28 protein-coding genes are annotated in these 26,252 nt (G+C 68.9%); 3 read left to right on the top strand and 25 right to left on the bottom strand.

Going from position 1 to position 26,252, the window contains the following annotated elements; translation table 11 throughout:
* Positions 1 to 93: 93 nt before the first annotated feature.
* From dprA to ABZV44_RS19005, 9 genes are all read right to left on the bottom strand, one after another.
* The gene (dprA, locus tag ABZV44_RS18965) at positions 94 to 1,248 is read right to left on the bottom strand and encodes a DNA-processing protein DprA (protein WP_354837691.1); all 1,155 of its coding nucleotides are present in this window, start codon (positions 1,246 to 1,248) and stop codon (positions 94 to 96) included.
* Between the two features lie 296 nt (positions 1,249 to 1,544).
* Positions 1,545 to 3,053 carry a YifB family Mg chelatase-like AAA ATPase gene (locus ABZV44_RS18970; protein ID WP_354837693.1) on the bottom strand — a complete coding sequence of 503 codons (1,509 nt, stop codon included), beginning with the start codon at positions 3,051 to 3,053 and terminating at the stop codon, positions 1,545 to 1,547.
* Position 3,054: 1 nt separating this feature from the next.
* Positions 3,055 to 3,411 (bottom strand): YraN family protein, encoded by a 357-nt coding sequence (locus tag ABZV44_RS18975; RefSeq protein WP_354837695.1) that lies wholly within the window; start codon positions 3,409 to 3,411, stop codon positions 3,055 to 3,057.
* Positions 3,412 to 3,497: 86 nt separating this feature from the next.
* Positions 3,498 to 3,803 carry a DUF2469 domain-containing protein gene (locus ABZV44_RS18980; protein ID WP_040859817.1) on the bottom strand — a complete coding sequence of 102 codons (306 nt, stop codon included), beginning with the start codon at positions 3,801 to 3,803 and terminating at the stop codon, positions 3,498 to 3,500.
* A gap of 43 nt (positions 3,804 to 3,846) precedes the next feature.
* On the bottom strand, positions 3,847 to 4,602 hold the full coding sequence (locus ABZV44_RS18985) for a ribonuclease HII (RefSeq protein ID WP_354837697.1): 756 nt from the start codon (positions 4,600 to 4,602) through the stop codon (positions 3,847 to 3,849).
* A 27-nt stretch (positions 4,603 to 4,629) separates the two neighbouring features.
* Positions 4,630 to 5,325, bottom strand: coding sequence for a signal peptidase I (gene lepB / locus ABZV44_RS18990; protein WP_354837978.1), 696 nt, complete (start codon positions 5,323 to 5,325; stop codon positions 4,630 to 4,632).
* Positions 5,326 to 5,570: 245 nt separating this feature from the next.
* The gene (gene rplS, locus ABZV44_RS18995; RefSeq protein ID WP_033086110.1) at positions 5,571 to 5,912 is read right to left on the bottom strand and encodes a 50S ribosomal protein L19; all 342 of its coding nucleotides are present in this window, start codon (positions 5,910 to 5,912) and stop codon (positions 5,571 to 5,573) included.
* A gap of 164 nt (positions 5,913 to 6,076) precedes the next feature.
* Positions 6,077 to 7,759 (bottom strand): thiamine pyrophosphate-binding protein, encoded by a 1,683-nt coding sequence (locus tag ABZV44_RS19000; protein WP_354837700.1) that lies wholly within the window; start codon positions 7,757 to 7,759, stop codon positions 6,077 to 6,079.
* Between the two features lie 36 nt (positions 7,760 to 7,795).
* The gene (locus ABZV44_RS19005; RefSeq protein ID WP_354837702.1) at positions 7,796 to 8,731 is read right to left on the bottom strand and encodes a hypothetical protein; all 936 of its coding nucleotides are present in this window, start codon (positions 8,729 to 8,731) and stop codon (positions 7,796 to 7,798) included.
* Positions 8,732 to 8,888: 157 nt separating this feature from the next.
* Here ABZV44_RS19005 and ABZV44_RS19010 point away from each other — a divergent pair, with 157 nt between their 5' ends.
* Both ABZV44_RS19010 and ABZV44_RS19015 read left to right on the top strand, forming a co-directional pair.
* Positions 8,889 to 9,098: a TOBE domain-containing protein gene (locus tag ABZV44_RS19010; protein WP_354837704.1), complete on the top strand. Its 210-nt coding sequence runs from the start codon at positions 8,889 to 8,891 to the stop codon at positions 9,096 to 9,098.
* Positions 9,099 to 9,179: 81 nt separating this feature from the next.
* Positions 9,180 to 9,536, top strand: a complete 357-nt coding sequence (locus ABZV44_RS19015; protein WP_354837980.1) for a VOC family protein — start codon at positions 9,180 to 9,182, stop codon at positions 9,534 to 9,536.
* A gap of 132 nt (positions 9,537 to 9,668) precedes the next feature.
* On the opposite strand, the gene ABZV44_RS19020 is transcribed toward ABZV44_RS19015, so the two are convergent.
* The 11 genes from ABZV44_RS19020 to ABZV44_RS19070 all read right to left on the bottom strand — a co-directional run bounded on the left by ABZV44_RS19020 (position 9,669) and on the right by ABZV44_RS19070 (position 19,356).
* Entirely contained in the window at positions 9,669 to 11,987 is a 2,319-nt protein-coding gene (locus ABZV44_RS19020; RefSeq protein ID WP_354837982.1) for a Tex family protein, read from the bottom strand.
* A gap of 317 nt (positions 11,988 to 12,304) precedes the next feature.
* A complete protein-coding gene (locus ABZV44_RS19025) occupies positions 12,305 to 12,631 on the bottom strand; it encodes a DUF732 domain-containing protein (RefSeq protein ID WP_354837706.1) in 327 nt (108 codons plus the stop codon).
* Positions 12,632 to 12,644: 13 nt separating this feature from the next.
* The gene (trmD, locus tag ABZV44_RS19030) at positions 12,645 to 13,340 is read right to left on the bottom strand and encodes a tRNA (guanosine(37)-N1)-methyltransferase TrmD (RefSeq protein ID WP_354837708.1); all 696 of its coding nucleotides are present in this window, start codon (positions 13,338 to 13,340) and stop codon (positions 12,645 to 12,647) included.
* Positions 13,341 to 13,344: 4 nt separating this feature from the next.
* Positions 13,345 to 13,881, bottom strand: a complete 537-nt coding sequence (rimM, locus tag ABZV44_RS19035) for a ribosome maturation factor RimM (protein WP_354837710.1) — start codon at positions 13,879 to 13,881, stop codon at positions 13,345 to 13,347.
* Entirely contained in the window at positions 13,882 to 14,124 is a 243-nt protein-coding gene (locus ABZV44_RS19040) for an RNA-binding protein (protein ID WP_029930032.1), read from the bottom strand.
* Positions 14,124 to 14,564, bottom strand: a complete 441-nt coding sequence (rpsP, locus tag ABZV44_RS19045; RefSeq protein WP_354837712.1) for a 30S ribosomal protein S16 — start codon at positions 14,562 to 14,564, stop codon at positions 14,124 to 14,126. Before rpsP ends, ABZV44_RS19040 begins: the two co-directional genes overlap by 1 nt.
* Before the next feature lie 505 nt (positions 14,565 to 15,069).
* Positions 15,070 to 16,170: an amidohydrolase family protein gene (locus tag ABZV44_RS19050; protein WP_354837714.1), complete on the bottom strand. Its 1,101-nt coding sequence runs from the start codon at positions 16,168 to 16,170 to the stop codon at positions 15,070 to 15,072.
* Between the two features lie 56 nt (positions 16,171 to 16,226).
* Entirely contained in the window at positions 16,227 to 17,153 is a 927-nt protein-coding gene (locus ABZV44_RS19055; protein WP_354837716.1) for a LysR family transcriptional regulator, read from the bottom strand.
* Positions 17,154 to 17,512: 359 nt separating this feature from the next.
* Positions 17,513 to 18,250 carry an MBL fold metallo-hydrolase gene (locus tag ABZV44_RS19060; RefSeq protein WP_354837718.1) on the bottom strand — a complete coding sequence of 246 codons (738 nt, stop codon included), beginning with the start codon at positions 18,248 to 18,250 and terminating at the stop codon, positions 17,513 to 17,515.
* Between the two features lie 33 nt (positions 18,251 to 18,283).
* Positions 18,284 to 19,231, bottom strand: a complete 948-nt coding sequence (locus ABZV44_RS19065; RefSeq protein WP_354837720.1) for a fumarylacetoacetate hydrolase family protein — start codon at positions 19,229 to 19,231, stop codon at positions 18,284 to 18,286.
* Complete coding sequence (locus tag ABZV44_RS19070) at positions 19,228 to 19,356, bottom strand: hypothetical protein (RefSeq protein ID WP_354837722.1); 129 nt, start codon at positions 19,354 to 19,356, stop codon at positions 19,228 to 19,230. The genes ABZV44_RS19065 and ABZV44_RS19070 overlap by 4 nt, the downstream gene beginning before the upstream one ends.
* Positions 19,357 to 19,387: 31 nt before the next feature.
* On the opposite strand from ABZV44_RS19070, the gene ABZV44_RS19075 reads away from it, so the two are divergent.
* Positions 19,388 to 19,516, top strand: coding sequence for a hypothetical protein (locus tag ABZV44_RS19075; RefSeq protein ID WP_354837724.1), 129 nt, complete (start codon positions 19,388 to 19,390; stop codon positions 19,514 to 19,516).
* Between the two features lie 105 nt (positions 19,517 to 19,621).
* Here ABZV44_RS19075 and ffh read toward each other — a convergent pair whose 3' ends face one another.
* From ffh to ABZV44_RS19100, 5 genes are all read right to left on the bottom strand, one after another.
* The gene (gene ffh / locus ABZV44_RS19080) at positions 19,622 to 21,193 is read right to left on the bottom strand and encodes a signal recognition particle protein (RefSeq protein WP_354837726.1); all 1,572 of its coding nucleotides are present in this window, start codon (positions 21,191 to 21,193) and stop codon (positions 19,622 to 19,624) included.
* A gap of 119 nt (positions 21,194 to 21,312) precedes the next feature.
* Positions 21,313 to 21,621, bottom strand: a complete 309-nt coding sequence (locus ABZV44_RS19085; protein ID WP_354837728.1) for a hypothetical protein — start codon at positions 21,619 to 21,621, stop codon at positions 21,313 to 21,315.
* Between the two features lie 197 nt (positions 21,622 to 21,818).
* A complete protein-coding gene (locus ABZV44_RS19090) occupies positions 21,819 to 24,266 on the bottom strand; it encodes a [protein-PII] uridylyltransferase (protein WP_354837730.1) in 2,448 nt (815 codons plus the stop codon).
* A 116-nt stretch (positions 24,267 to 24,382) separates the two neighbouring features.
* Positions 24,383 to 24,721: a P-II family nitrogen regulator gene (locus ABZV44_RS19095; protein ID WP_040859831.1), complete on the bottom strand. Its 339-nt coding sequence runs from the start codon at positions 24,719 to 24,721 to the stop codon at positions 24,383 to 24,385.
* Positions 24,722 to 24,726: 5 nt separating this feature from the next.
* A complete protein-coding gene (locus tag ABZV44_RS19100; protein ID WP_354837732.1) occupies positions 24,727 to 26,112 on the bottom strand; it encodes an ammonium transporter in 1,386 nt (461 codons plus the stop codon).
* Positions 26,113 to 26,252 lie beyond the last annotated feature (140 nt).

Here is a 26,252-nt window from a genome sequence, read left to right on the forward strand (position 1 = left end):
TCAAGCACCCCCGCCGCCGCGCCCATCACACGGCCGGACCACCAGCGGTTGTCCATGCCCGGCACCGCATTCCTGTGCGGGCGGGCCGGTTGGTCAGCGATGGTGGTCATGGGCGGCGACTATGGCGGCGGTGGCCGAGGTCGGGCGGGTGGTGCGGTACCAGCCGTTGCCGTCGCAGGCGACCAGGCCGGCGATCTCCAAGGCGGACAAGGTTGCCCGCACTGTGGGGAGTGGGAGGCCGGTGTCGGTGGCCAGGCCACGGGGCAAACGGGAACCGGTGTTGGGGAGGGCGGCGAAGACCAGGGCCTCGTCGCCTGAGAGGTTGTCCTCCGGGCTGGGTGGGACCGCGCCCGGCAGGGACAGGCGCAGCGGCCCGGCTTCGTCGAGGATGTCCTCGGCGCGGGTGACGATGAAGGCTTCGCCCTCGCGGATCATGCGGTGGCAGCCGACCGAGGCGGCAGAGGTGACCGGGCCGGGAACGGCCATCGCGGGCCGGCCCAGCCGGCGGCACCATTTCACCGTGTTGCGCGCCCCGCTGCGCATCCCGGCCTCCACCACCACGACACCGTCCGCGAAGGCGGCTATCAGCCGATTGCGGGCCAGGAAATGGTGTTTGCGCGCGGACGTGCCGGGTGGGTACTCGGTGACGACCAGACCGGTGTCGACGATCTCGGCCAGCAGCTGATCGTGCTGCACGGGATACGGCCGATCCGGACCGCAGGCGAGCACGGCGATCGTCATACCGCCGACGGCCAGCGCGGCCCGATGTGCCATCCCATCGATCCCGAACGCCGCCCCGGACACGATCGTCCACCCGCGCGCCGCGAGCTCACCGGCAATCTCGCCGGTCGCATGATTCCCGTACCCGGTGCTGCACCGCGCCCCCACCACCGCGATCGCCCGCTCGGTGGTCTCCAGCAGCGACCGCGGCCCCCGCACCCACAACACCAGCGGCACAGCCGCATCCGCATCCTGCGCCGGATCCAGCTGCCCCAGCCCGAGCATCCGCCAGGCCGGCCACTCCGCATCGTCCGGCGTCACCACCCGCCCACCCAACCGCTCGATATACGCCAAATCCCTTTCCGCCCGGTCGATCCCCCGCCGCAGCTCGGTAGGCCCCCGCAACACCTCGGGCAATGCACACTCCCGCACCGCCCGCGCCGCCTCCACCACCCCCACCGACCCGATCAACGCCGACAACGCCGCACAGGGCCCCTCCACCACCCGCGACAAATACACCCAAGCCAACCGCCTCTCATCCGCATCCCCGCCCCCAACCGCCGCGCCGACAGTGCCTTTCACGCCGTGCTTCGCCCCCGTCCACCCGGAGCCCCGGCCGAATTCGCTGACGTGACCGGGTGCGCGTGACCCGGAATCGGTTATGCCGACCGAACCAGACTGACCAAGTCCGCTGCCGGTCCCACCGGCAGCACTTCCCGAGGCAGGCACAACCGCTGCTTTCGCCGCTACATCCCTTGAGGCCGAACCGGATTCGTGGCGCACGCCAGTGCGCTGCATCGAATCGGAGTTGTCCGTCGTCTCGCTCATGCTCCACCTCGCTGTCGAAAGCTCAATGCCTGCAGGACGTCCTGGGCGCCGGGCACATCACCGCCACGCAAGTCACAGACAGTCCAGGCAACTCTGATCGCGCGGTCGGCGCCGCGGGCGGACATGCGGCCGTGCTGGAGGGCGTTCTCTACCGGGGCGAGCGCCTCACGGGGCAACCGGAAGCGTTGGCGGAGTATGTGACCGGGCACCTCCGCATTGGTGGTCATGCCGAGCTCGACCCATCGTTCGGCGGCCGCGTTCCGTGCCGCCGTCACGCGGGCGCGCACCTCTTCGCTGCTCTCGACCTCGTCGCCGGTGAAGGCTCCGGCGGCCTGGGCGTGCATCTGTACCGAGAGATCGATGCGATCCATCAGCGGGCCGGAGAGTTTGCCGAGGTAGCGGCGGCGGGCCAGGGGCGCGCAGATGCAGTCGATATCGCGGGCGGGTGCGCACGGGCACGGGTTGGCCGCGAGGACGAGTTGGAAGCGGGCCGGGAAACGGGACACCCCGTCCCGGCGCGCGATGCGAACCTCGCCTTCCTCCAAGGGGGTTCGCAGCGCCTCGAGGACCTTGCTGCCGATCTCGGCACACTCGTCCAGGAACAGGACGCCGCGATGGGCGCAGCTGACCGCCCCGGGCCGGGCGGAGCCCGAACCGCCGCCGATCATCGCCGTGACCGACGACGAATGATGGGGTGCCACGAAGGGCGGCGCGGTGATCAGCGGGGCATCGTCGGACAGTGTGCCCGCCACCGAGTGAATCGCGGTCACCTCCAGGGAATCCCGTTCGCGCAGCGGCGGCAGCAAGCCTGGAAGCCGTTGCGCCAACATGGTTTTCCCGATGCCGGGCGGGCCCGTCAGCAGCAGGTGATGCCCGCCCGCCGCGGCCACCTCCAGGGCCCAGCGCGCCTCGTCCTGCCCCACGACCTCGCGCAGGTCCCCGATCGATGTCTCGGCCGGCGGCTGGACCGGATCGGGAAGCGCGAGCTCACCGCCGCCGCGCAACCAATCCAGTAATTCGAGCAGGGTCGACGCCCCCAGGACGCGAATGCCGTCGACCAGGCCCGCCTCGGGCAGGGCGGCCGTCGGGACGATGACGGTGCGCCGCCCCGCGTTCCGCGCCGCCAGTACCGCCGGAAGAATGCCGCGCACCCGGCGCACGCGGCCGTCCAGTGCCAGTTCACCCAGCAGTACCGACTCCGAGAGACGGTTCGACGGGATCGCTCCGGCCGCGTCCAGCACGGCACCGGCCAGAGCGACGTCGTACACACTGCCGACCTTCGGCAGCGTGGCCGGGGACAGGGCGAGGATGACGCGGCCGTCAGGCCACTTCTCGCCCGTATTGGTGACGGCGGCGCGGACGCGGTCGCGGGATTCCTGGAGGGTGGTGTCGGGGCGGCCGACCAGGTGGACCGAGGGGAGGCCCTGACCTATGTCGGCTTCGATTTCTACGAGTTGGCCCTCTACGCCGTTGACGGCGACGGAATAGGCTCTGCCCAAAGGCATTTCAGAACACCGCCTTCAGGTGGCGGATTTCCGGGGCGCGGCCCGGACGCAGGAGGACGGCGACCACGTCGAAGCGGATGCGCAGGTATGTGCCGTTCTGTTCGCGCAGCCAGCGGGCGGCGAGTTCGCGAATGCGGCGCTGTTTGAGGTAGGTGACGGCTTCCTCGGGTGGGCCGCAGGTCAGGGTGCGGCGGGTTTTGACCTCGACGAAGGCCGTTACCTCGCCCTCGCGGGCGATGACGTCGAGCTCGCCGAAGCGGCATCGCCAATTGCGGGCGACGATCTCCATGCCGGCGGCGCGGAGAAAGTCCGCGGCCAGTTCCTCCCCCTGCGCTCCCAGCGCCAGATGCTGTGCCATTCAGCCAGCATGGCCGGGCCCGTGACGGACCCGGCCATGCCGAACTGGGAAAACAGTGAGCCTGTGGATAAGCTGCGGCCTGTGGACTAGTCGGGAAGCCGCAGGTCGGTCTTCTCCAGCTCCTCGATATTCACGTCTTTGAAGGTGATCACGCGAACGTGCTTCACGAAGCGCGCCGGCCGGTACATGTCCCACACCCATGCATCCGACATCCGTACCTCGAAGTACACCTCGCCATCGGCGTTCTGCGGCCGCAGTTCGACGGAATTGGCGAGGTAGAAGCGACGTTCGGTCTCCACCACGTACGAGAATTGCCCGACGATGTCCTTGTACTCGCGGTACAGGGATAGCTCCATCTCGGTTTCGTACTTCTCGAGGTCCTCGGCGCTCATCGGGTGGAACGTCCTCCTTGTCGCCCAACTGGGTGTAGAGACATCATCCCGCATACGCCGTGTCGGTAGCCACTCGGCCGGTCTCCCGGACGTTTCGCCACGAACGGCGGTGCTCGGGGGTGATGCCGAGACGGGTCAGCGCCTCAATGTGCTCGGGGGTGTTGTAGCCCTTGTGGGCGGCGAATCCGTAACCCGGGTATTGCTCGTCCATCTCCACCATGATGCGGTCACGGGTCACCTTGGCCAGCACGCTGGCCGCGGCGATGCAGGCCGCCGAGGCGTCGCCGCCGATCACCGGCAGTGACGGCACCGGGATGCCGGGCACCCGGAAGCCGTCGGTGAGCACATAGCCGGGCACCGGATCCAGCCCGGCCACCGCCCGCCGCATGCCCTCGATATTGGCCACGTGGATGCCGATGGCGTCGATCTCCCAGGCCGGGACGACCACCACCTCCCAGGCCAGCGCGAGCCGCTTGATGATGGGGAACAGCTGTTCGCGGGCGTTCTCGGTGAGTTTCTTCGAGTCGTCGAGACCGGCGAGGGAGGCGTAGGCCTTGGGTGGCAGCAGGCAGGAGGCGACCACCAGCGGGCCCGCCGCGCAGCCGCGCCCGGCCTCGTCGACGCCCGCGACCGGACCGAGGCCGCTGCGGATCAGCGCGGCCTCCAGAGTGCGTAGCCCGCCCGCCTGCCGCATGACCACGCGCGGTGGCCAGTCACCGCGGTCGATCCGCTGAATCTTCTTGCCGCCGATCGCCTTCCGGCTCGCACCGGGCTCGGCGGCCCTCGCCATCTTCCCCACCGGTCGATTATCCCGCGATTCTCGCTTCTACTGCGGGTCCTGCGCCCGGACCGGACCCATCCGGCTCGGCGGCCAGATCTTGAACACGGCCTTGCCGCGCACATCCTTCACCGGCACGGTGCCCTGCAGCTCGTCCTTCATGTGGTAGCGGGAGTCGGCGGACTCGGCGCGGTTGTCACCCATCACCCACAGGTTGCCGGCGGGCACCTTGATCTCGGGGAAAGCCCGGCCGCCCGCGTTGAACTGCACGTCCGGGTGCTGGGGGTCGAAGGGGTTGTTGAACTTCACGTACGGCTCGTCGAGCGGCTTCCAGTCGGCGCCGGGGCTGTCGTCCTTGACCAGGATCCGGCCTTGCGCGTCACAGCATTTGACCGATTGCCCACCCGTGGCGATGACCCGCTTCACCAGATCGTTCTCGTCCGGCGGCACCAGGCCGAAGAAGGACAGGAAGTTCTGCACCCCGCGCACCACGGTGTTGGAGGACCGGATCGACTTGTAGTGGCTGTTCCACGAGCTGGTCGGGCCGACGAACACCACCACGTCGCCCGGCTCGGGATCGCCGAAGTAGTAGCTCAGCTTCTCGACATAGATGCGGTCGCCGGTGCAGCCCGCGCAGCCGTGCAGGGTGGGTTCCATGGACTGCGAGGGAATGACGTAGGGCCGGCCGATGAAGGTCACCAGCAGAGCCACGATCAGCGCCGCGAACCCGATCAGGATGGGCAGCTCCTGCCAGAACGGGCGTTGCTTCTTCTTCGACTTCGGCTGGGGCGTCTCGGGCGCCTCGGGCGTCTTCGCCCCATTGCCGTTGCCGGACCCGGACTTCGTCACCGACTCGCTCTCGTCTGCCACCGGAACAGAGTAGCCCGGCACCGCGAAGAACCATGCGGTGCCGGGCTACTCGTTGTCGGCGAGCCGACTGTCGATCCTGCGCCGAGCCGTTCACGGGCTCAGCGGGAGCTGCGACTACTTCAGCGCTTTTCCTTGATCTTGGCGGCCTTGCCGCGCAGATCGCGCAGGTAGTACAGCTTGGCGCGACGCACGTCACCGCGGGTCACGACCTCGATCTTGTCCAGGTTGGGGCTGTGCACCGGGAAGGTGCGCTCCACGCCGACACCGAACGAAACCTTGCGCACGGTGAAGGTCTCGCGGATGCCACCGTTCTGGCGGCGGATGACGACGCCCTTGAAGACCTGGATGCGCTCCTTGTTGCCTTCGATAACCTTCACGTGCACGTTGACCGTGTCACCCGGGCGGAAGTCCGGGATGTCGCTGCGCAGCGAGCTTGCGTCGACGAAGTCGAGGGTGTTCATGTCCGTCCTTATTGGAGTTCGCGCGAACAGAGGAACCTGGCGGCTACCCGGGGCGGGTGCTCTACCGGTTCGTGCTCCGGATATTTGGGCGGTGCCCGGGCACAGCGCGCCCAAAGCAACCTGAGCATTGTGCCAGACTCCGGGATCGCGGAGTTAATCGGCCCCTACGCGCGGGTATTCGCGCGGGTGAGGGCGGCGGCGATGTCCGAGACCAGCGGCGGGTAGTCGGTGGCGCCGGTGATCACCTGCAGGAAGACCAGCCGGTCCGGCTCGTCCGTCGCGGCTTTCAGGCAGTGTTGCAGCTCGCCGGCCGTGGTCGCGCGGAGGGTGAGGACGGACTCGGCGTCGCCGCCGAAGGCGTGCGGGAGTTCGGGCCAGCGCCACGGGGCGATGTCGTTGTACGGGGCGGCCGGGCCGTGGATGGCGCGTTCGATGGCATAGCCGTCGTTGTCGACCAGGATGATCACGCCGTTCAGCTGCTCGCGGATCCAGGTGCCCAGCTCCTGGATCGAAAGCTGGGCCGCGCCATCGCCGATGACGAGGACCGCGCGACGGTCGGGGCAGGCGATGCCGGCGCCGAGGGCGGCCGGAAGGGCATAGCCGATCGAGCCCCACAGCGGCTGGCCGAGAAAGGTGATGCCGGTCGGCATGCGCAGCGTGGCCAGGCCGAAGAAGGCCGAGCCCTGGTCGGCCACCACAATGTTGTTGTTGCCCAGCGCTGCCGCGACCAGGGGCCACAGGGCGGCCTGGGTGAGCGGCGCGTCCACGGCGGGCGGAGCGTCCGGGGCGGCGGCCGCCGGGGCGGGAATCGGTGCGGGAGAGGCGAATTCGGGGGCGAGCTCGGTGAGGATCTCCAGGGCCGCGGTGAGCGACAGCGGCGCGAAGGCGTCGACTCCCCCGATCACCGTGCGCTCGGGACCGATATCGATGGTGCGGTGCGGGTCGATGCGGTGGCTGAAACCCGCGGTGATGCTGTCGGTGTACTGGACCCCGACGGTCACCAGGCGGTCGGCCTCCTCGACGGCGGCGCGTACCTGCGGCGGGGAGGCCGCGCCGGTGTAGACGCCGAGGAAGTTCGGGGCGGATTCGTCGACCACGGTCTTACCCCAGGCCAGGGTGGCGTGCGGGAGTCCGTGCGGTTGCCCCGGGGTCGGGCCGACCAGGGTGCGCAACCGGTCGGTCGCTCCGACCCGGTCGACGAAGATGTCCGCGAGGACCGTCACCCGCCGGCCGCCGAGGAATTCGCGTGCCGCCTGCGCGAAGGCTGCCCGCGCGCCCGCACTCGAGAAGTCGGCGGGCGGCGCCAGCGGCGTCGCGGGCGGGGACACCTCCACCCGCGCGGTATCGGTGGCCAGCATGAGATACCCCGGACGGCGGTGCACGCGAACCGAATTCAGCACCCGGTCGATCTCCTGGCAGGCGTCGGCCGCGCCGAGATCGGCCTGCGCACAGGTGACTTCGGCGGCGATGCGGCGGAAGTGGTGGAAGTCGCCGTCGCCGAGGGTGTGGTGGATGACGCGGTGACCGGCCTGGATGTCCTTGGCGGGCACGCCGACGACGTGCACCACGGGCACATGCTCGGCATAGCTGCCCGCGATGGCGTTGACCGCACTCAGCTCGCCCACGCCGTAGGTGGTGACGACCGCGCCGATGCCGCGCAGCCGCGCGTAGCCGTCGGCGGCGTAGCCGGCGTTCAGCTCGTTGGCGCTGCCGATCCAGCGGATGTCGGGGTGGGCGATGACATGGTCGAGGAACTGCAGATTGAAATCGCCGGGAACGCCGAAGATTTCGGTGACACCGAGTTCCCGGAGCCGATCGAGCAGATAGTCGCCGACAACGTAGCCCATGGCTCAACACTGGCACGCCGACCGATAGTCAGCAACTCATTGGCTATCGACAGATTCCGGGGGACGGTCCGCGGACGTGGGCTCGAGGGGCCGATCTGCATGCTTGCGCCCGTGCATGAGGTGCAGGTGGGCCGAGGGCGGCGCGTGCGGGGCCGGGACCACGGTCCGGGCCAACTCCTCCTCGGCGGCGCGGAGCACGTGCGCGGCATCGGGCTTGCCCGCCAGCAGGTCCTGCACGAAGATCTTGGCCCGGATCACCGGGCGGCGATAGCGGCGCTCGCGCCGCACCGCACGCCGCATGAGGCCCGAGCCCGCGGCGTAGCGCCAGCGCGCCCAGGGTGCGCCCGGGCGGCTCAGCCGCAGCGCGCCGATGACCAGCAGCGGCGGGAAGAACATTCCGAACAGGCCGGTCCAAATCTTGCCCTTGGCAATGACCATGGCCGCCAGCAGCAGATTCCCGAACGCGAACCCGATCGTGAACAGCCGCTCGGGCACATTCTGATCGGTCCGGAGATCACGAATATTGCCGATGTCGAGCAACCACAGCGGATGGAAGCCGAGCAACAGCAGCCCGGTCACGGCAAGGGCCACGAACACCGCATCGACCGAGGTGCGGCCCTGCTCCTCCCAGTACACGTCGCGCAGGTAGTAGATGAGCGCGAATTCGTCGAGCACCAGCGCCGCGCCGAGCCCGAACACGGCGGCCAGCGCACTGGTGACGCCGACGCTGCTCTGATATAGCGTCACGAACCCGACGCCGGCGCCGAGCACCAGGATCACCCCGAACACCATGTGGTGGATGTGCACGTCCCCGGCCCGCACATTGCCCGGCCACCAGCGCACCTGTTTGCGGATGAGCCGCACGCTGATTCGGATCAGCAGGAACCCGACGATGAACCCGAGAAGCAGGCATGCCAATGGCAATCTGCCGTGTGCCACCACGACATCTTCCCACCACCGATGTACGCGCATGCCCGTGTCGCCTCCGAAACCCTCGTGCGAACGTCAACCCCCGTCACGCTACCCGCGCCGCCGACCCGCACGGAAAGATCACATGCGGTCGCGCCGTGATTGAGCAACCTTCCAGCCACCATCGAAATGACGACCGCCGGTGACTAGGCTCACCACCATGCGACTGAGTACACGAAACCAACTCGATGGAACAGTCACCCAGGTCACCCGCGGCGAGGCCATGGCGGTGGTGCGCATCCGCCTCGCAGGTGGTGACGAGATCACCTCCTCCATCACCCGTGACGCCGCCGACGACCTGGGTCTCGCCGACGGCAAACCCGTCAAGGTCCTCATCAAATCCACCGAGGTCTCCCTCGGCGTCGAATAACCCACCACGAGCACGCCGGGGCGCCCCCGAACCGGGACCGCCTCGGCGTCTTTATTTTTCGGAGCTTCCATGCCGGACGACATCACCTTCGAGCGCGTCGCCCCCGTGATCCCGGTCCTCGACCTCGACGCCGCCCTGGCCCGCTATCGACGCCTCGGGTTCAGCGTCCACGCCTACGAGGGCGACGCCCGCTACGGCTTCGCCGACCGGGGCCGCGTATCCCTGCACCTCACCGAGTGGGACGAACACGACTCGACACGAACCGCCGCGGCGGTCTACCTCTACGTCTCCGATGCCGACGCGCTGCACGCGGAGTGGGCCGCCGCAGGCCTGCCCGGCCGCCTCACCACCCCGGTCGACACCGATTACGGCCTAAGGGAATTCGGCTACGTCGACCCCGACGGCACCCTGCACCGGGTCGGCTCCCCGCTGAGCTAGCCGGCACATCCCCATCAGGCCGGGCTGCGCTCGGTTCCTCGGCGCCATCGCGCTGATCGCTCCGAGTTCCGAAGTGGCCGTCCGGCCGAACCCGGGTGGGGTTCGGCCGGACGGCGGTTCGGAATCGGCTGGTCAGCGACCGAAGCCGGCGCGGCGGAGGGCGTCGGCCATCGAACCGCTGGGGGCGGGCTGATTGCGGTTGCCGCCGCCCTGACGCTGTCCGCCCTGGCGCTGGCCGCCCTGGCCGCCCTGCCGGTTGTCGCGGTTGCCGCCGCGCTGGCTGCCACCCTGGTTGTTGCGCGGGCCGCGGTCGGCGCGGTCGGGCTTGGCGTTTCCGGGCTCGTCGTCGAGGCGCAGGGACAGGCCGATGCGCTGGCGCTGGACGTCGACCTCGAGCACCTTGACCTTCACGACGTCGCCGGACTTCACGACCTCGCGAGGGTCCTTGACGAAGTTGTGGGACATGGCCGAGACGTGGACCAGGCCGTCCTGGTGGACGCCGATGTCGACGAAGGCGCCGAAGGCGGCCACATTGGTGACGACGCCCTCGAGCACCATGCCGGGCTTCAGGTCGGCGACCTTCTCGATCCCCGCGGCGAATTCTGCGGTCTTGAATTCGGGGCGAGGGTCGCGGCCGGGCTTCTCGAGTTCGGCGATGATGTCGGTGACGGTCGGGACACCGAACCGCTCATCGGTGAAGTCGGCCGGCCGCAGGGCGCGCAGGGCGGAGGTGTTGCCGATGATCTCCTTCACGCCCTTACCGCTGGCATCGAGGATGCGCCGGACCACGGGGTACGCCTCGGGGTGCACGCCGGAGGTGTCCAGCGGGTCGTCGCCCTCGCGGATGCGGAGGAAGCCCGCGCACTGTTCGAACGCCTTGGGGCCCAGGCGCGGGACATCCTTGAGTGCGGCGCGACTGCGGAACGGGCCGTTGGCATCGCGGTGCGCCACAATGCTTTCCGCGATCGAGTTGGAAATACCCGAGACCCGGGACAGCAGCGGGACCGAGGCGATGTTCACGTCGACGCCGACGGCGTTCACCGCGTCCTCGACGACCGCGCCCAGCGAGCGGGCCAGCAGGGTTTCGGAGACGTCGTGCTGGTACTGGCCGACGCCGATGGACTTCGGGTCGATCTTCACCAATTCGGCCAGCGGGTCCTGGAGCCGGCGCGCGATGGAGACCGCGCCGCGCAGCGACACGTCCATGCCGGGCAGTTCCTGCGAGGCGTATGCGGAGGCCGAGTACACCGACGCGCCCGCCTCCGAGACCACGATCTTGGTGGGCTTGTTCTCGGGGATGCGCGAGATCAGTTCGGCGGCAAGGGCGTCGGTCTCGCGGGAGGCGGTGCCGTTGCCGATGGCGATGAGCTCGACATTGAAGCGGGCGACCAGTGCGCCCAGCACGGCCAGGGACTTCTCGGTCTGCCCCTGCGGCTTGTGCGGGTAGATGACCTCGGTGGCGACCACCTTGCCGGTGGCGTCCACGACGGCGACCTTCACACCGGTGCGGTAGCCCGGGTCCAGGCCCATGGTCGAGCGGGTGCCGGCGGGCGCCGCGAGCAGCAGGTCGCGCAGGTTGGCCGCGAACACGTCGACGGCATCGCGTTCGGCGGACTGCCGCAACCGCATTCGGGTGTCGATGCCCATGCTGACCTGCAGCTTGGTCCGCCACGCCCAGCGCACGGTGTCCAGCAGCCAGGAGTCGGCGGCGCGGCCCTGATCGGCGATGCCGAACTTGATGGCGATGCGGCCCTCGTAGATCGAGCGCTGCCCGTCCTCGGGCTCCTCGGTGTCGGATTCGAGGTGCAGGTTGAGCACCTCTTCCTTCTCGCCGCGCAGCAGCGCCAGGATGCGGTGCGAGGGCAGCTTGCTGAAGGGCTCGGAGAATTCGAAGTAGTCGGCGAACTTCGCGCCCGCCTCCTCCTTGCCCGCGCGCACCGTCGAGCTCATCTGCCCGCGTTCCCACATGAGCTCGCGCAGTTCACCGACCAGGTCGGCGTCCTCGGCGAAACGCTCCACCAGGATGGCCCGCGCGCCGTCGAGCTGTTCGGCGTTGTACTGCGCGGGATCGGTGGTCGGGTCGGTCAGCAGCGCGTCGGCCACGGGCTCGTGCCCGGCCTCGCGCGCGATCTGCGCCTTGGTGCGCCGCTTGGGCTTGTAGGGCAGGTAGATGTCCTCGAGGCGGGCCTTGGTGTCGGCGAGCATGATCTGCGCGTGCAGCGCCTCGTCCAATTTGCCCTGGCCACGGATGGATTCGATGATCGAGCCCCGGCGCTCGTCGAGTTCACGCAGGTAGCTCAGGCGCTCGTCGAGGGTGCGTAGCTGGGCGTCGTCGAGTCCGCCGGTGACTTCCTTGCGGTAGCGGGCGATGAACGGCACGGTCGACCCGGCGTCCAGTAGTTCGACGGCGGAGCGCACCTGCTCCTCGCGCACCCCCAGCTCGTCGGCGATACGCCGGCCGACGCTGGCGAGGCGGACGGTGCTCTCGGTGCTCGCTGCACCCGTGGATGCGGCACCTGCGGATGCTGCGCTGACGGTTTCGGAGGCTGTCGTCACGCCCGCAGACACTACCGCCGCCACCCGACAGTGCGTGCAAGGCCCACACAGGATTCGGTCATTGCCCCGCCTCTCCGAAACTTCGGCGCCCGGCCGAGAGCCGTCACCCGGGACGCATGCGTGCCTGCGCCGGGTGCCGAATCAAGTGTGGGCGTACCCGGGGAGTTACCCCGATCCTCGCGAAATCAGTTGTTACGTACCGAATTTCACCGTCAGCCGAAATCTCTTGGGGTCGCCTTGAATTCGGGGCAGTACACCGAGACGGCCGCGCGGGCAAGCCTTTCCCCGAATCCCCACTGGTCGGTCGCTACAACCGGAGTGCCCGCGCGCAGGTGGGCGCAGATGTCCTTGCCCTCGGCGATCAGGCGCTGCCCGTCCGCGGTGTCCTCATAGCCGGGCGACGCCACCGTCTCGTCGCCCAGGTGACTCAGGAAGAGCACGTCGAGATTGTCCGCGACCGCCTTGCCGCCGCCGAACATCGCGGCGAACAGGGCCAGCCCGGCCAGCGTCGCGCTGAGAAATCCTCTGGTTTCACGCATGATCGACCCTCCTTCACGCATGGCCCAGGTTATCCGGTAGGAGATCGGGCCTGCGTTCGGCCGTGCGGCGCAGCGACTGCTCGTACCGCCACCCGGCGATCTTGGCATGGTTGCCGGACAACAGGATTTCGGGGACGTCGAGGCCGCGCCAGGACACCGGGCGGGTGTAGGAGGGGCCTTCCAATAGACCGTCGGAGAACGAATCCTGTTCGTGGGATTGCTGATTGCCGAGGACGCCCGGGATCAGCCGGACGAACGCCTCGGTCATGACCAGCACGGCGGCCTCGCCGCCGATGAGCACGTAGTCGCCGATGCTGACCTCTTCGACGCGCACCCGGCGCGCGGCATCGTCGAAGACGCGCTGGTCGATGCCCTCGTAGCGGCCGCAGGCAAAGACAATGTGCTGTTCGGCGGACCACCGTTGCGCGGTCTCCTGCGTGAACGGCACGCCCGCCGGAGTCGGCACCACCAGGAGCGCGTCGTCCGGGCACACCTCGTCGAGGGCGTCGCCCCACACGGTCGGCTTCATGACCATGCCCGGTCCGCCGCCGTACGGGGTGTCGTCCACCGACTTGTGGACGTCGTGGGTCCAGCGGCGCAGGTCGTGCACCTCCACCTCGAGCAGACCCTTGTCGATCGCCTTGCCCAGCAAGGCCGCTCGCATCGGCTCGAGGTATTCGGGGAAGATCGTGACTACGTCGATTCGCACGCCGCTACTCCGGGTCCAGCAGGCCCTCGGGCGGGTCGATGACGATCAGGCCGTCGGCGACCGACACCGTCGGCACCATGGCGAGCACGAACGGCACCAGGATCTCCCGGCCCGCGGGCGGGAACGCGTCCCCGGCCTTGATCGAAAGCAGTTCTCCCGCAGCGGAATGCAGCACCTCGTTGACGGTGCCGACCTGGGTGCCGTCGCCGAGCTCGACGCGCAGGCCCTCGAGTTCGTGATCGTAGTACTCGTCCGGATCCTCCGACGGCGGCAGATCCGCGGAGTCCACCACGAACAGCATGCCCCGCAACGCATCCGCGGCCGTGCGGTCGGCGACGCCGTCCAGACGCAGGAGAAGCCGGCCCGAGTGCTCCCGGACCGACTCCACTTCGAATTCCTGCGCCTGCTTCGCGCGCGGCAGCTTCCCCTTCAGGACGCTGCCGGGCGCGAACCGCAGTTCCGGCTCGTCGGTGCGGACTTCTACGACGAGTTCGCCACGCACACCGTGTGACTTGGCGACCCGCCCGACGACCAGTTCCATCTACTGATCCGTGTCGACCACGTCGACGCGAATGCCCTTACCGCCGATCCCGGCGACCAGGGTGCGCAGGGCGGTCGCGGTACGACCGCCGCGACCGATCACCTTGCCCAGATCATCCGGGTGCACGTGCACCTCGACGGTCCGGCCCCGACGGCTGGTGATCAGCTCGACGTGGACGTCGTCGGGATTGGCGACGATGCCGCGCACCAGGTGCTCGACAGCATCGGCGACAACGGCACTCATTACTCGGCGGCTTCGGTGGTGGCCTCAGCGGCCTCGGCGGCCTCGTCCTTCTTGGCGGCCTTCTTCTTCGGGGTGACGGCCTCGGCGACCGGCTCGTTCTCGGCGGCGGCCAGCGCGGCGTTGAACAGGTCCAGCTTGGACGGCTTCGGGGCCTTGGTCTTCAGGGTGCCCTCGGCGCCCGGCAGGCCCTTGAACTTCTGCCAGTCGCCGGTGATCTCCAGCAGACGCTTCACCGGCTCGGTCGGCTGCGCGCCGACACCCAGCCAGTACTGAGCGCGCTCCGAGTCGATCTCGATGAGCGACGGCTCTTCCTTCGGGTGGTACTTGCCGATGGACTCGATGGCGCGGCCGTCACGACGAGTACGGGCGTCGGCGATGACGACGCGGTACTGCGGGTTGCGGATCTTGCCCATACGGGTCAGCTTGATACGAACAGCCATGAGCTGATGCCTTTCAAATGGTTGGTCACGTCGCAATTCAGCAGCCCACACGAGGTGGACCCGGTTTTGCGTCAAGTGCTGTGACCGCCGCGCGGTACGGAACCGGAGACGGGCTGACACTGTCCTCGATGAGGACGGTCGTCCATTCTGCCAGAGCACCGGCGGCCCGGAGAAATCGCCCCGACCCGGCCCCGGAAACACCACAGCCCACCGGGTACGACCCCGATGGGCTGCGTCTCACGCAGAGCCTACGGCTGAACCGGGCCGGGCCCGGAGCTCCCGGACGTCAGCAGCTTCACGATCAAACCGGCCAACACGCTAATGGCCAGGGTTTCGATAGACCCCACGGTCATCTCCTCATCGAGTCGAAACAACAAACGTCTGAAGCATGACCGATTCACTTTAAATGCGCAGCCGAATCGCCAGACCCGCCCAACCGCCCACGCAGCTGCGGCACACCCGGATCGTGATGCGGAACTTGGCGGGTCGTCTCAGCGGCCGGAGTTCAGCGGTGGCTGGTGACCGGGTCGCGGCGGTTGTAGACGCGGCCGCGTAATACCACCCAGGCGGGGGTGGCGAGGGCGGCCAGGTTTTCTCGTGGGTCCTCCTGGTACACAACGAAATCGGCGGGGGCGCCGGGTTCGATGCCTGGGCGGCCGAGCCAGGTGCGGGCGTGCCAGGACGAGGCGCCGAGGGCGTTGTGGGGGGTGAAGCCGGCGCCGGCGAGGGCGGCGATCTCGTCGGCGATGCGGCCGTGGCGGATGGAGCCGCCGGCGTCGGTGCCGGTGTAGATGGGGACACCGGCCTCGTGGGCCTTGGCGACAGTGACGCGGGAGCGGCGGTGCAGGTCGCGCATGTGGGCGGCGTAGGTGGGGAATTTGGTTGCGCCGTCCGCGATTCCGGGGAAGGTGTCGATATTGATGAGGGTGGGGACGAGGGCGGTGCCGTGGGCGGCCATCAGGGCGATGGTGTCGTCGGTGAGGCCGGTGCCGTGCTCGATGCAGTCGATGCCGGCGTTCAGCAGGCCGGGCAGGGCGTCCTCGCCGAAGACGTGGGCGGTGACGCGAGCGCCCTCGCCATGGGCGGCGTCGATGGCGGCCTTCAGGATGTCGTCGGACCACAGTGGGGCGAGGTCGCCGATCGCGCGGTCGATCCAGTCGCCGATGATCTTGACCCACCCGTCGCCGCGGCGGGCCTGCTCGGCGACGAGCTCGGGCAGGTCGCGCTCGTCGTCGAGTTCGATGCCGAGTTCGCGGATGTAGCGCCGGGGGCGGGCGATGTGGCGGCCCGCGCGGATGATGCGCGGGAGGTCGTCACGGTCGTCGATGAAACGGGTGTCGATGGGCGAGCCCGCATCCCGCAGCAGCAAGGCGCCCGCGTCCCGCTCGACCTCGGCCTGCGCGATCGCACCCGCCGAATCCTCGTGTCCGCCGCCGTATTTGATACCGACATGGCAGTGGGCGTCGACCAGGCCGGGCACGATCCAGCCGGAGGCCTGCACGGTGTCGGCGTCGGGAATCGGCTCCGCCGAGATCCGGCCGTCGCGCACCCACAGGTCACGGACTTCGTCATCGGGTAGGACCACGCCGCGGAAATGCAGCCGCATGCCGACCTCCTCGCCTGGACGGTATGTCTCGACACGAATCCGGGTCCACTATCGCATCAGTCGTCGAGCACGGTGATATCGATGCGCTCCCGGCAACGCCCGCGAATGGCGTCCAGCCCGGCCGCGATCACCGGATGCCCGGCGCTGCCCCGCCGCACCGCGGACAGGTGACGGCGGACCGGGACCGGATCGTCGTGCAGCGGAACACGCACCACCGCCAGCTCCGGCGGCAGGAACGCGAGCCGGGGCACCAGACTCACCCCGAATCCGTGCGCCACCATGGCCGCCACACCCGGGAAATCGACCGCCTGCCCAGCGATCCGGGGTGTGAACCCGGCCGCGGCGCAGGCGGCCGACACCACCAGGTGATGGGTGATGCGCGCACGCCCGGTGATCCACGGCTCGGTCGCCGCCTCGGTCAGGGCCACGCTGTCGCACCCGGCGAGTGAATGCCCCACGGGCACAAGCAGATCCAACGGCTCGGCCAGCAGCGGACGCTGCTCGAACCGCAGGTCGTCGGACGCGGGGCTGCCGGGCGCGGGCAGCACTATCCCGATATCGCTGTCCCCGGCCAGCAGGGTTTCGAAGCAGTGCGCGCTCTCATCCTCGATCAGTTCCACGGTCAGCCCCGGATTCGCGTCCCGTAGCCGGGCGGCGGCCGGCGCCACCAGGGCCGCGAGGGCGGTCGGCATCGCACTGATCCGCAGCACCCCCGCGATGCCCGCCCGGTGCGCCGCCAGCTCCGCCCGCGCGCTCTCCGCCTGTGCCGCAAGCAGATCCGCGTGCCGCAGCAGCGCGTGCCCCGCGGCCGTCAACCGCACCCTGCGCCCCACCTGCTCGAGCAGTTCGACATCCAGCTCCCGGGCCAGGCCACGTAGCTGCTGCGACACCGTGGACGGCGTCAGATGCAGTGCCGCCGCGGCCGCGGTCACCGTGCCGTGCTCACGCAGTACCCGCAGGGCCTGCAACCGAGGATCGATCATGTGGCAATTCCGAACGATTCGCTACGAAAACTTTCGATGGATCGAGACTACCGCCCCCGCGAAGACTGGCCCCATGACCGAATCGGACCGACAGTGTCGCCACTGCGGCTGGCCCACAGCCCAACCCTTCCAAGTCCTTTCGCGCCACCGCACCTCCGAGGGCATCGTCAGCTACACCCGCTGCGCCTGTGGCGCCGTGCGTATGCACCTGTGGCGCCCGTCTCCCTCGATCATCCGAGCACCACCGCCACCCCCGTAGCGACCAGTTCGGGGTCGAGCGCGTTCGGAGTCGATTGGGATCCGGGCATGATCACCACCTCGGCCAACCCCTGCCTGCCGATCTGACTTCTCCGCGGCGATCACTGCCGGGCGAAATCACCCAGCAGGCTCGACAGGTCGTGCCGGACCGGCAGCCCATGCCCGGGAACCAGAATTCCGGCCTCCAGCGTGCAGAGCGCGCGGGCGCTCGCGAGCGTCCCCGCCTCATCGTGGTTGAACACGCTCGGGAGAAGTTGTAGTCCGGTCTCGAGCAACAGGGGATGACCGGTGACCAGGGCGTCGCCGGAGAACAGCACACCCTCGGACGGCATCAGATACGCCGTGTGACCGTTGGTGTGACCGGGCGTCGGCACCTCGACGAAACCGCCGGGTAGCGCCGCCAGGGTGTCGGCGTCTGCGGTGCGAGCGGTCGGCACGGTCATCCCGATGTGACCGACGCAGGCGCGCAGGGTCTGCGCGACCCAGACCGCCCCGCGCCGAGTCCGCAACTGCCGCACCATGTCCACGGGCGTGATCTGTTGCAGGTACTCACGTTTGGCGTGCCGGACCTCCTCGGCGCCGGTGTAGACCGGCACGCCCAGGCGTTCGATCAGGGTCGGAATCGCACCCATGTGGTCGAGGTGCGCATGGGTCAGCAGCACCGCGGCGATATCGCCGAGCTCGTGCCCGATCTGGCGCACCGAACTCAGCACCGACTCGGTGTCGGCGGGATATCCGGCGTCCACGACGGTCACACCGCGCTCGTCACTGACCAACGCCCAGTTGACGTTCGTACCCGCGACGACGTAGACGGAATCGGAAACCTGGTCGATTTTCACGTACCCCTCCTCAGCGTTGGATTCGGTGATCGATCACGGCCGGATTCGATGTTCGATGACGCCGATGCCGTCGATCTCCAGGCGCAGCTCGTCGCCCGGAGCCAGCCAGCGGCCCACTTCCATACCACTGCCACCCGGCAGGGTGCCGGTGGCCAGCAGCTCACCCGGATACAGCTGCTCGGAGCGCGAGACATGCGCGATGGCCTCACCGAGCGAGAAGCGCATGCCCCCGGTCCCGGTGCGGGACACCGTCTCCCCATTGATCGCCACCGTGGCCGTGAGCCGATCGAGCCGATCGGCCACCGCCGCACCGGCGACCGCCGTCCCGGACATCGAGCTGACGAAATGCTTGGACTTCTGCGGCCCGAAACCCGACCGCATTTCCGCCAATTGCACATCCCGCGCCGAGAAGTCGTTGACGACCACCACCGCCGCGATCGCGGCCAGCGCCTGCTCCGGCGACGCGTCGCGCAGCGGAGCGCCCAGCACCACCCCGAGTTCGAGCTCGAAATCCAGTGCGCGACTGTAGGCGGGCGGCGCGATCGGGACACCCGAGGGCACGATGGTCAACGCATTGGACAGGTAGTAGATGGGCTGGGCGTACCAGAGCCGGTGCGGCCGGTAGGCCGGGAACGTCCGACGGGTCAGCGTCTCGAACGCCTGCCCGAGCCGGTATCCGGCGGGCAGGAACCGGCGGGCCATCCCCCGCGCGGCGTCCACGGCATGCTTCTCGTAGAGCATGAAGTCCCGGAACGAGACCGGGCACACCGGCAGTACCGTGGCCCCGTCGGCGAGCTCCAGGCGCTCGTAGCGGGCCAGCTCGAACTCCTCGGTCCAGGCCGAGGGCACGAGATCGGCCGCGCCGCCATCGGATTCGCCGACCGTCGTCCACCCGCCGCCGGTGTCGATCTGGCGGAGGATGCGCCGCCGGCCGCGGTCGAGGGTACGGCGCAGGCGCGGGAGCGGGGTGGGTTCGGTCATCGCATCACCGGTTCTGCCGCGTCGGAGGACACCAAGTGGTCACGCAGGAACCGTACCGATAATTCCGACCATTGCACGGCATGACCCATGGCGCAGTGGTCGTCGTCGGCGTAGACGTCGAGCACGGTCGAACTCCCGCCCGGCACCGACGCGCGTATGGCCCTGGAACCGCTCATCGCACCGATCCACTTCCGTGCCATGCTCACCCGCGAACCCGCCGACGCGGACTATATCGACCGCCTGGCCGGATACGTGACCCGAGCCCTCGGACCCACGCACGACTGAGCACCCACCCGCATCACCCCGGGCCCGGAACGCACGATGGCCCTTGGCCGGAAACGCAATTCGGCCCCGCCCGTGTGGGGCGGGGCCGAATCAGGTTCGCGCGGATCAGTTCTTGGGGAATTTCAGCTTCGAGAGGTCGAAACCTTCCAGACCCGGCGGCAGCTCGTTGAGACCGGCGGGGAGGTCGGAGAGGTCGGGCATGCCGGCCGGCATACCGCCCGGGAGGCCGGGCATGCCGGGGAAGCCGCCTCGCACCTTCGGCGGAGTCGGGCCACGCCCGCCCTTCTTGCCCTTCTTGCCCTTCCTGGTGTTCTTGCCGCCCCGGCCCGCACCCGGCAGGCCGAACTGCCGGGACATCGCGCCCATCATCTTCCTGGCCTCGAAGAACCGGTCGACCAGCTGGTTGACGTCGGAGACCGCGACGCCCGAGCCATTGGCGATGCGCAGGCGGCGGGAGGCATTGATGATCTTGGGGTTGGCGCGCTCGGCGGGGGTCATGCCGCGGATGATGGCCTGCACCCGGTCGAGCTGCTTGTCGTCGACCTGGGCCAGCACGTCCTTCATCTGCCCCGCGCCGGGCAGCATGCCCAGCAGGTTGCCGATCGGGCCCATCTTCCGGATGGCCAGCATCTGCTCGAGGAAGTCCTCGAGGGTCAGCTCACCCGAGCCGATCTTGCGGGCGGCCTCCTCGGCCTGCTTGGCGTCGTAGACCTGTTCGGCCTGCTCGATCAGGGTGAGCAGGTCGCCCATGCCGAGGATGCGGCTGGCCATGCGGTCGGGATGGAAGACGTCGAAGTCCTCGAGCTTCTCGCCGGTGGAGGCGAAAAGGATGGGCTGGCCGGTGATTTCACGCACCGACAGGGCCGCACCACCGCGGGCGTCACCGTCGAGCTTGGTGAGCACGACACCGGTGAAGCCGACGCCGTCGCGGAAGGCCTCGGCGGTGGCGACCGCGTCCTGACCGATCATGGCGTCGAGGACGAACAGGGTCTCGTCGGGGTTGACGGCGTCGCGGATGCCCGCGGCCTGCCGCATGAGCTCCTCGTCGATACCGAGGCGACCGGCGGTGTCGACGACGACCACGTCGTACTGCTTGGTCTTCGCCTCTTCGATACCGGCGCGCGCCACATCGATCGGGTCGGAGGCCGAGACGCCCAGCGGGTTCTCGCCGCCGCCGATGGAGGTGCCCGGGTGCGGCGCGAAGACCGGCACCCCGGCCCGCTCGCCGACCACCTGCAGCTGGGTGACCGCGCCGGGGCGCTGGAGGTCACAGGCCACCAGCAGCGGCGTATGTCCCTGCGCCTTCAGCCATTTGGCGAGCTTGCCCGCGAGGGTGGTCTTACCGGCACCCTGCAGACCGGCCAGCATGATGACGGTCGGCGGGTTCTTGGCCAGCCGCACCCGCCGGGTCTCGCCGCCGAGGATATTGATGAGCTCCTCGTTGACGATCTTGACGACCTGCTGCGCCGGATTCAGGGCGGCGGAGACCTCGGAGCCCTTGGCCCGCTCCTTGATCTTGGCGATGAAGCCGCGCACCACGGGCAGCGCCACGTCGGCCTCGAGCAGCGCCAGCCGGATCTCACGGGCGGTCGCGTCGATGTCCGCCGGCGACAGGCGTCCCTTGCCACGCAGATCCTTGAGGGCACCGGCCAACCGGTCGGAAAGGGATTCGAACACCGATGCTCCTGATCTCGAGGGACGTCACTCGAGATACCAGGGTAGTGGGATCCGCGTGATGCCGTTGCGCCAGGCTCGGACCTGCGCGAACGCGGCGGCGCGGCAAGCGGTTCCGGCGGCTATTCCAGCGAGCGGGGACGCGGGCCGGGCCGCCGCAGATCATGGTTCTCGGTGGCGACCATACCGACCGCCTCGCGGGCGGTGAGGCCCAGTTCCAGGGCGAGCCCGTCCAGCAACGCCCATTCGGCGTCGGAGGGCGCCTGGTCGGCGACGGTGGACGCGATGGTCATCGCGGTCACCGCCTGTTGGCCGCTCAGGGTGCGCCCCGGCAGCCAGGAGACCACCCAGCGATCACCACCGACGCAGCGGGCGATGTGTGCGGTCAAATCGCTGGTCATCATCGACGCGGATACGACTTCGATTGCCACCGACCTGCTCCCCTCATGCTCGCGACAGCTTGGGACCTCCGGATCGACCTTGCACGCGAATACTAGGGTGTGACTCCGATCACCCGATCGGTATTACAGCAAATCTCCTGCAACATTCTGATTAACCGGCAAACGTGCGGTTTGTCCGCTAATCCCGGTTCCTGGCGAACAATTGGTAAACCACCGGGAGATCCAATTCAGCTGTCCGATTCGAGAGGTTTCTTCGGTTGTTGCGGCGGCACCACCGTCAGCACCGCCGCCTCGATCTCCGCCCGCCGCCCGGGCGTGTCGGAAGCGCCCAGATCCAGGCAGAACGAGTCGATGACCGCCGAACCCATGGTCACCACCTTCGCCCAGCAGACATTCACCCCGGCCTCGGCCAGCGCCGCGGCCAGCCGGCTCAGCAACCCGATCCGATCCTCGGCACGCAATTCCAGCAGCACCCGGCCCGGATCGGCGGTCTCGTGCCAGAACACCCGCGGCCGCGCCTGCGCGAACGGCCTCGGCTGGGCGCCGCTCGCATCGCGCTCCTTACGGGCCAGCACCGAGGCCAGATCCAGATCGCCGTTGATGGCGCGGATCAGTTCCTGGCGCAGCAGGCCCGGGTCCGGCGGATCACCGAAACGCGGTGCCACGACGAAGGTATCGATGGCCGAGGCGCCCACACTGGCGAGTTCGGCCGACAGCACCCGCAGCGAATGCACGGCCAGCACACCCGCCGCATCGGAGAGCAGACCCGGATTGTCGGGCGCGACCACGGTGACCACATGGTGGTAGCGGCTCTCGCCCGGCTTCAGATCCACGTGCACGCCACCGGATTCCGCGCGGGCGCGCAGCTCGTCGGGAATCGGGGTCGGCTCGGGCAGGGCGTAGCCCGCCATGGCCGTGCGGCAGTTGCGCACGAGATCGCCGATGAGCGAGGCCTTCCAGTCGTTCCACACGCCGGGCCCGGTGGCCAGCGCGTCGGCCTCGGCCAGGGCGTGCAGCAGCTCCAGCAGCTGCGGGTCACCGTCGAGGGCGTCGATCACCATCTTCACGGTGTCGGAATCGGTGATGTCGCGCCGCGTGGCCGTGTCGGGCAGCAGCAGGTGGTGGCGCACCACACCCGCGAGCGTCTGCACGTCGGAAGGCCACAGCCCCAGGCGATTTCCGATGGAGACGGCCAGCTCCGCACCGACCACGCTGTGATCCTCGGTGCGGCCCTTGCCGATATCGTGCAGCAGCGCACCCAGCAGCAGCAGGTCCGGGCGGGCGACCCGGGTGGACAGCGCCCCGGCCTGGGCGACGGTCTCCATGAGATGACGGTCCACGGTCCAGGTGTGCATGGCATCGCGCGGCGGCAGGTCGCGCACCACGCCCCATTCCGGAAAGAGCCTGCCCCACAGGCCCGTCCGGTCCAGCGCCTCCACGGCATCGACGGCGCCGCGGCCCGTGCCCAGCAGGACCAGCAGGTCGTTGAGGGCTTCCTTGGGCCACGGCTCGCGTAGCTCGGGCGCGTCCTCGCCGAGCCGGTTGAGCGTGGTCGCCGACATCGGCAGCCCGGTCTGCGCCGAGGCCGCGGCTACCCGCAGGATCAGCCCGGGATCGCGCTGCGGCCGGGCATCGCGGGCGAGCACCACCTCCCCGGAGTGTTCGACCACCCCCTCATCGAGTGGTCGGCGTACCGGGGCGCGGCGCAAGCGCGCGAGCCCGCGCCGTGGCAGCGCGTTCCCTGCGGTCCGCAGCCCGACGTCGGTGGAGTAACTCACCGTGCGGGCCGCATCACTGAGCGTGCGGGCCAGGTCGAAGCGATCCCCGATGCGCAGGGCCGCCCCGATCTCGTCGGCGTCCTGAGCCCGCAACTGGTCACGGGCCCGGCCCGCCACCCGGTGCAATTCGGTGCGGACATCCAGCAGGCGGCGATGCGCCTGCTGCAACCCGCCACCGGGCACATCCGGACCGAGCCCCGGCATGGCGTCGGTCAGTTGTGCGATGGCGAGCGCGTCCAGCAGCTGGATGTCCCGCAGCCCGCCGCGCCCGTTCTTGATATCGGGCTCGGCGCGGTGCGCGACGTCTCCGCTTCTGCGCCAGCGGGTTTGGGCCTGTTCGATCAGGGCGTCGAAGCGGGACCGGATTCCGGCGCGCCAGTCCCGGCGTACGCCGCTGATGAGCAGGTTGCTCAGGCCGTCGTCGCCCACGATGTGCCGGGCCTCGAGCATGCCGAGGGCGGCGGTGAGATCGTCGGCGGCCACGCGCAGCGCCTGCGGGACGGTGCGCACGCTGTGATCGAGCTTGATGTGGGCGTCCCACAGCGGATACCAGAGCTGATCGGCGACCTCGGCGACCCGATGCGGATCGACGTCGTCGTAGAGCAGCACCAGATCCAGGTCGGAGTAGGGCAGCATTTCCCTGCGGCCCAGTCCGCCCACGGCGACGAGCGCGAGCCCGCTGTCGGCGGTGATGCCGACCTCGTGGCCCTTGGTGGTCAGCCACAGCTCGTAGAGATCCACCAGCGCTTCCCGCAGCGCCTCGGGGTCCAGACGGGACGCGCGGCCATTGGCGCTGTGCTCCGCGAGCAGTTGGTTGCGGGCCCGGACCAGGTCCGAGGCTCCGCCGGAAACCTGCTCAGCCTCGGTTCTGTCGTCGCGTTCCTGCTGGAAACCCACAACCCACCACCCATCTGAATTCAGTTCTTCGCCGCACATGGGGGCGGCCCCGCCACCGCCGGTTCGACACCGACGGTGGCCAGGGCCGCCACTGGTTCCGCTGCTCCGGTTACCGCTTACAGAGCGTCGGAACCGCGTTCGCCGGTGCGCACCCGGACGATGGCGTCGACCGGGGTCACCCAGACCTTGCCGTCGCCGATCTTGCCGGTGCGGGCGGCCTCCACGATGACCTCGACGACCTTGTCGACGGAGGCGTCGTCCACGACCACCTCGACCCGAACCTTCGGGACGAAGTCGACGGAGTACTCGGCACCGCGGTAGACCTCGGTGTGGCCCTTCTGGCGACCGTAACCCTGAACCTCGCTGACGGTCATGCCGAGCACGCCCGCCTGCTCCAGGCCGGTCTTCACGTCCTCCAGGGTGAACGGCTTCACGATCGCAGTGATCAGTTTCATTTTCGTCATGCCTCCTTGACGGCGGCGGTGCGCGCCGCACCACCCACAGCAGCGAAATCGTATGCCGTTTCAGCGTGATCCGACTCGTCCATGCCGACGAACTCCTCTTCCTCGCTCGCGCGGAGGCCGATGGTGAACTTGATGGCGAACGCGATGATCAGCGTCACGATGAACGAGAAGGCAAGCACCACACCGGCTCCCGCGGCCTGACGCCACAGCTGGTCGAAACCGCCGCCGTAGAACAGACCCGCGACATGGGCCGGCGCCTCCTTGGTGGCCACCAGGCCGACCATCAGGGTGCCGATGATGCCGCCGACCAGGTGGACGCCCACCACGTCGAGCGAGTCGTCGAAGCCCAGCTTGAACTTCAGGCCGACGGCCAGGGCGCAGGCCACACCGGCGACCGCGCCGATGGCCAGCGCGCCGAGGACGTTCACCGAGGAGCAGGACGGGGTGATGGCGACCAGACCCGCGACGACGCCGGACGCGGCGCCCAGCGAGGTGGCGTGGCCGTCACGCAGCTTCTCCACGAGCAGCCAGCCGAGCATGGCCGAGCAGGTGGCGAAGGTGGTGGTCAGGAAGGTGGAACCCGCGGTGCCGTTGGAGGACAGCGCCGAACCGGCGTTGAAGCCGAACCAGCCGAACCACAGCAGACCGGCGCCGAGCATGACGAAGGGCAGGTTGTGCGGACGCATCGGGGTCTTCGGCCAGCCCTTGCGCTTACCCAGGACGAGGCAGAGGGCCAGGCCCGCGGCACCGGCGTTGATGTGGACCGCGGTACCACCGGCGAAGTCGATCACGTGCAGCTTGTTGGCGATCCAGCCGCCCTCGTGAATGACATTGCCGTCGGAGTCGGTGGCGTTGAAGTCGAAGACCCAGTGCGCGACCGGGAAGTAGACGATCGTGGCCCAGACCGCGGCGAACAGCGCCCAGGCGCCGAACTTCAGGCGGTCGGCGACCGCGCCCGAGATCAGGGCGACGGTAATGATCGCGAACATCAGCTGGAACGCCACGAACACGGTCATCGGAATGTGGGTGTTACCGGCCAGCGGGATCCCGACGACCTTGGTCGGATCGGAATCCGCGACCGCGTCGGCACCGATCAGGCCCTTGAGCCCGAAGAACTGCTTCGGGTTGCCGATCAGTCCGAACTTGTTGTCGCCGAACGCTGCCGAGAATCCGAAGATTGCCCATAGCACGCCGACGATGCCCATGGCACTGATGCTCATCATGATCATGTTGAGCACGTTCTTGCTACGGACCATGCCGCCGTAGAAGAACGCGAGCCCCGGGGTCATTAAAAGCACCAATGCCGAACTCGCCAACATCCAGGCTGTGTCGCCGGTGTTCGGCAAATCAACGATGGGGTACGCCACCTTTGTCCTCCTCATCTCTGGCCCCGCAGCAACCTGCGAATAAGCCTGCAATGAGATTCACCAGTCGGTGTTTCAGCCGTGATCCTGCGGCGTTTCGCCTAGGTGAACGGGTGAGCTTGCAGTGTTGCGGTCGCGTTTCCGAAACCGCACCGCTG

Source organism: Nocardia sp. NPDC004860, from assembly GCF_040609015.1.
Lineage (GTDB): Bacteria > Actinomycetota > Actinomycetes > Mycobacteriales > Mycobacteriaceae > Nocardia.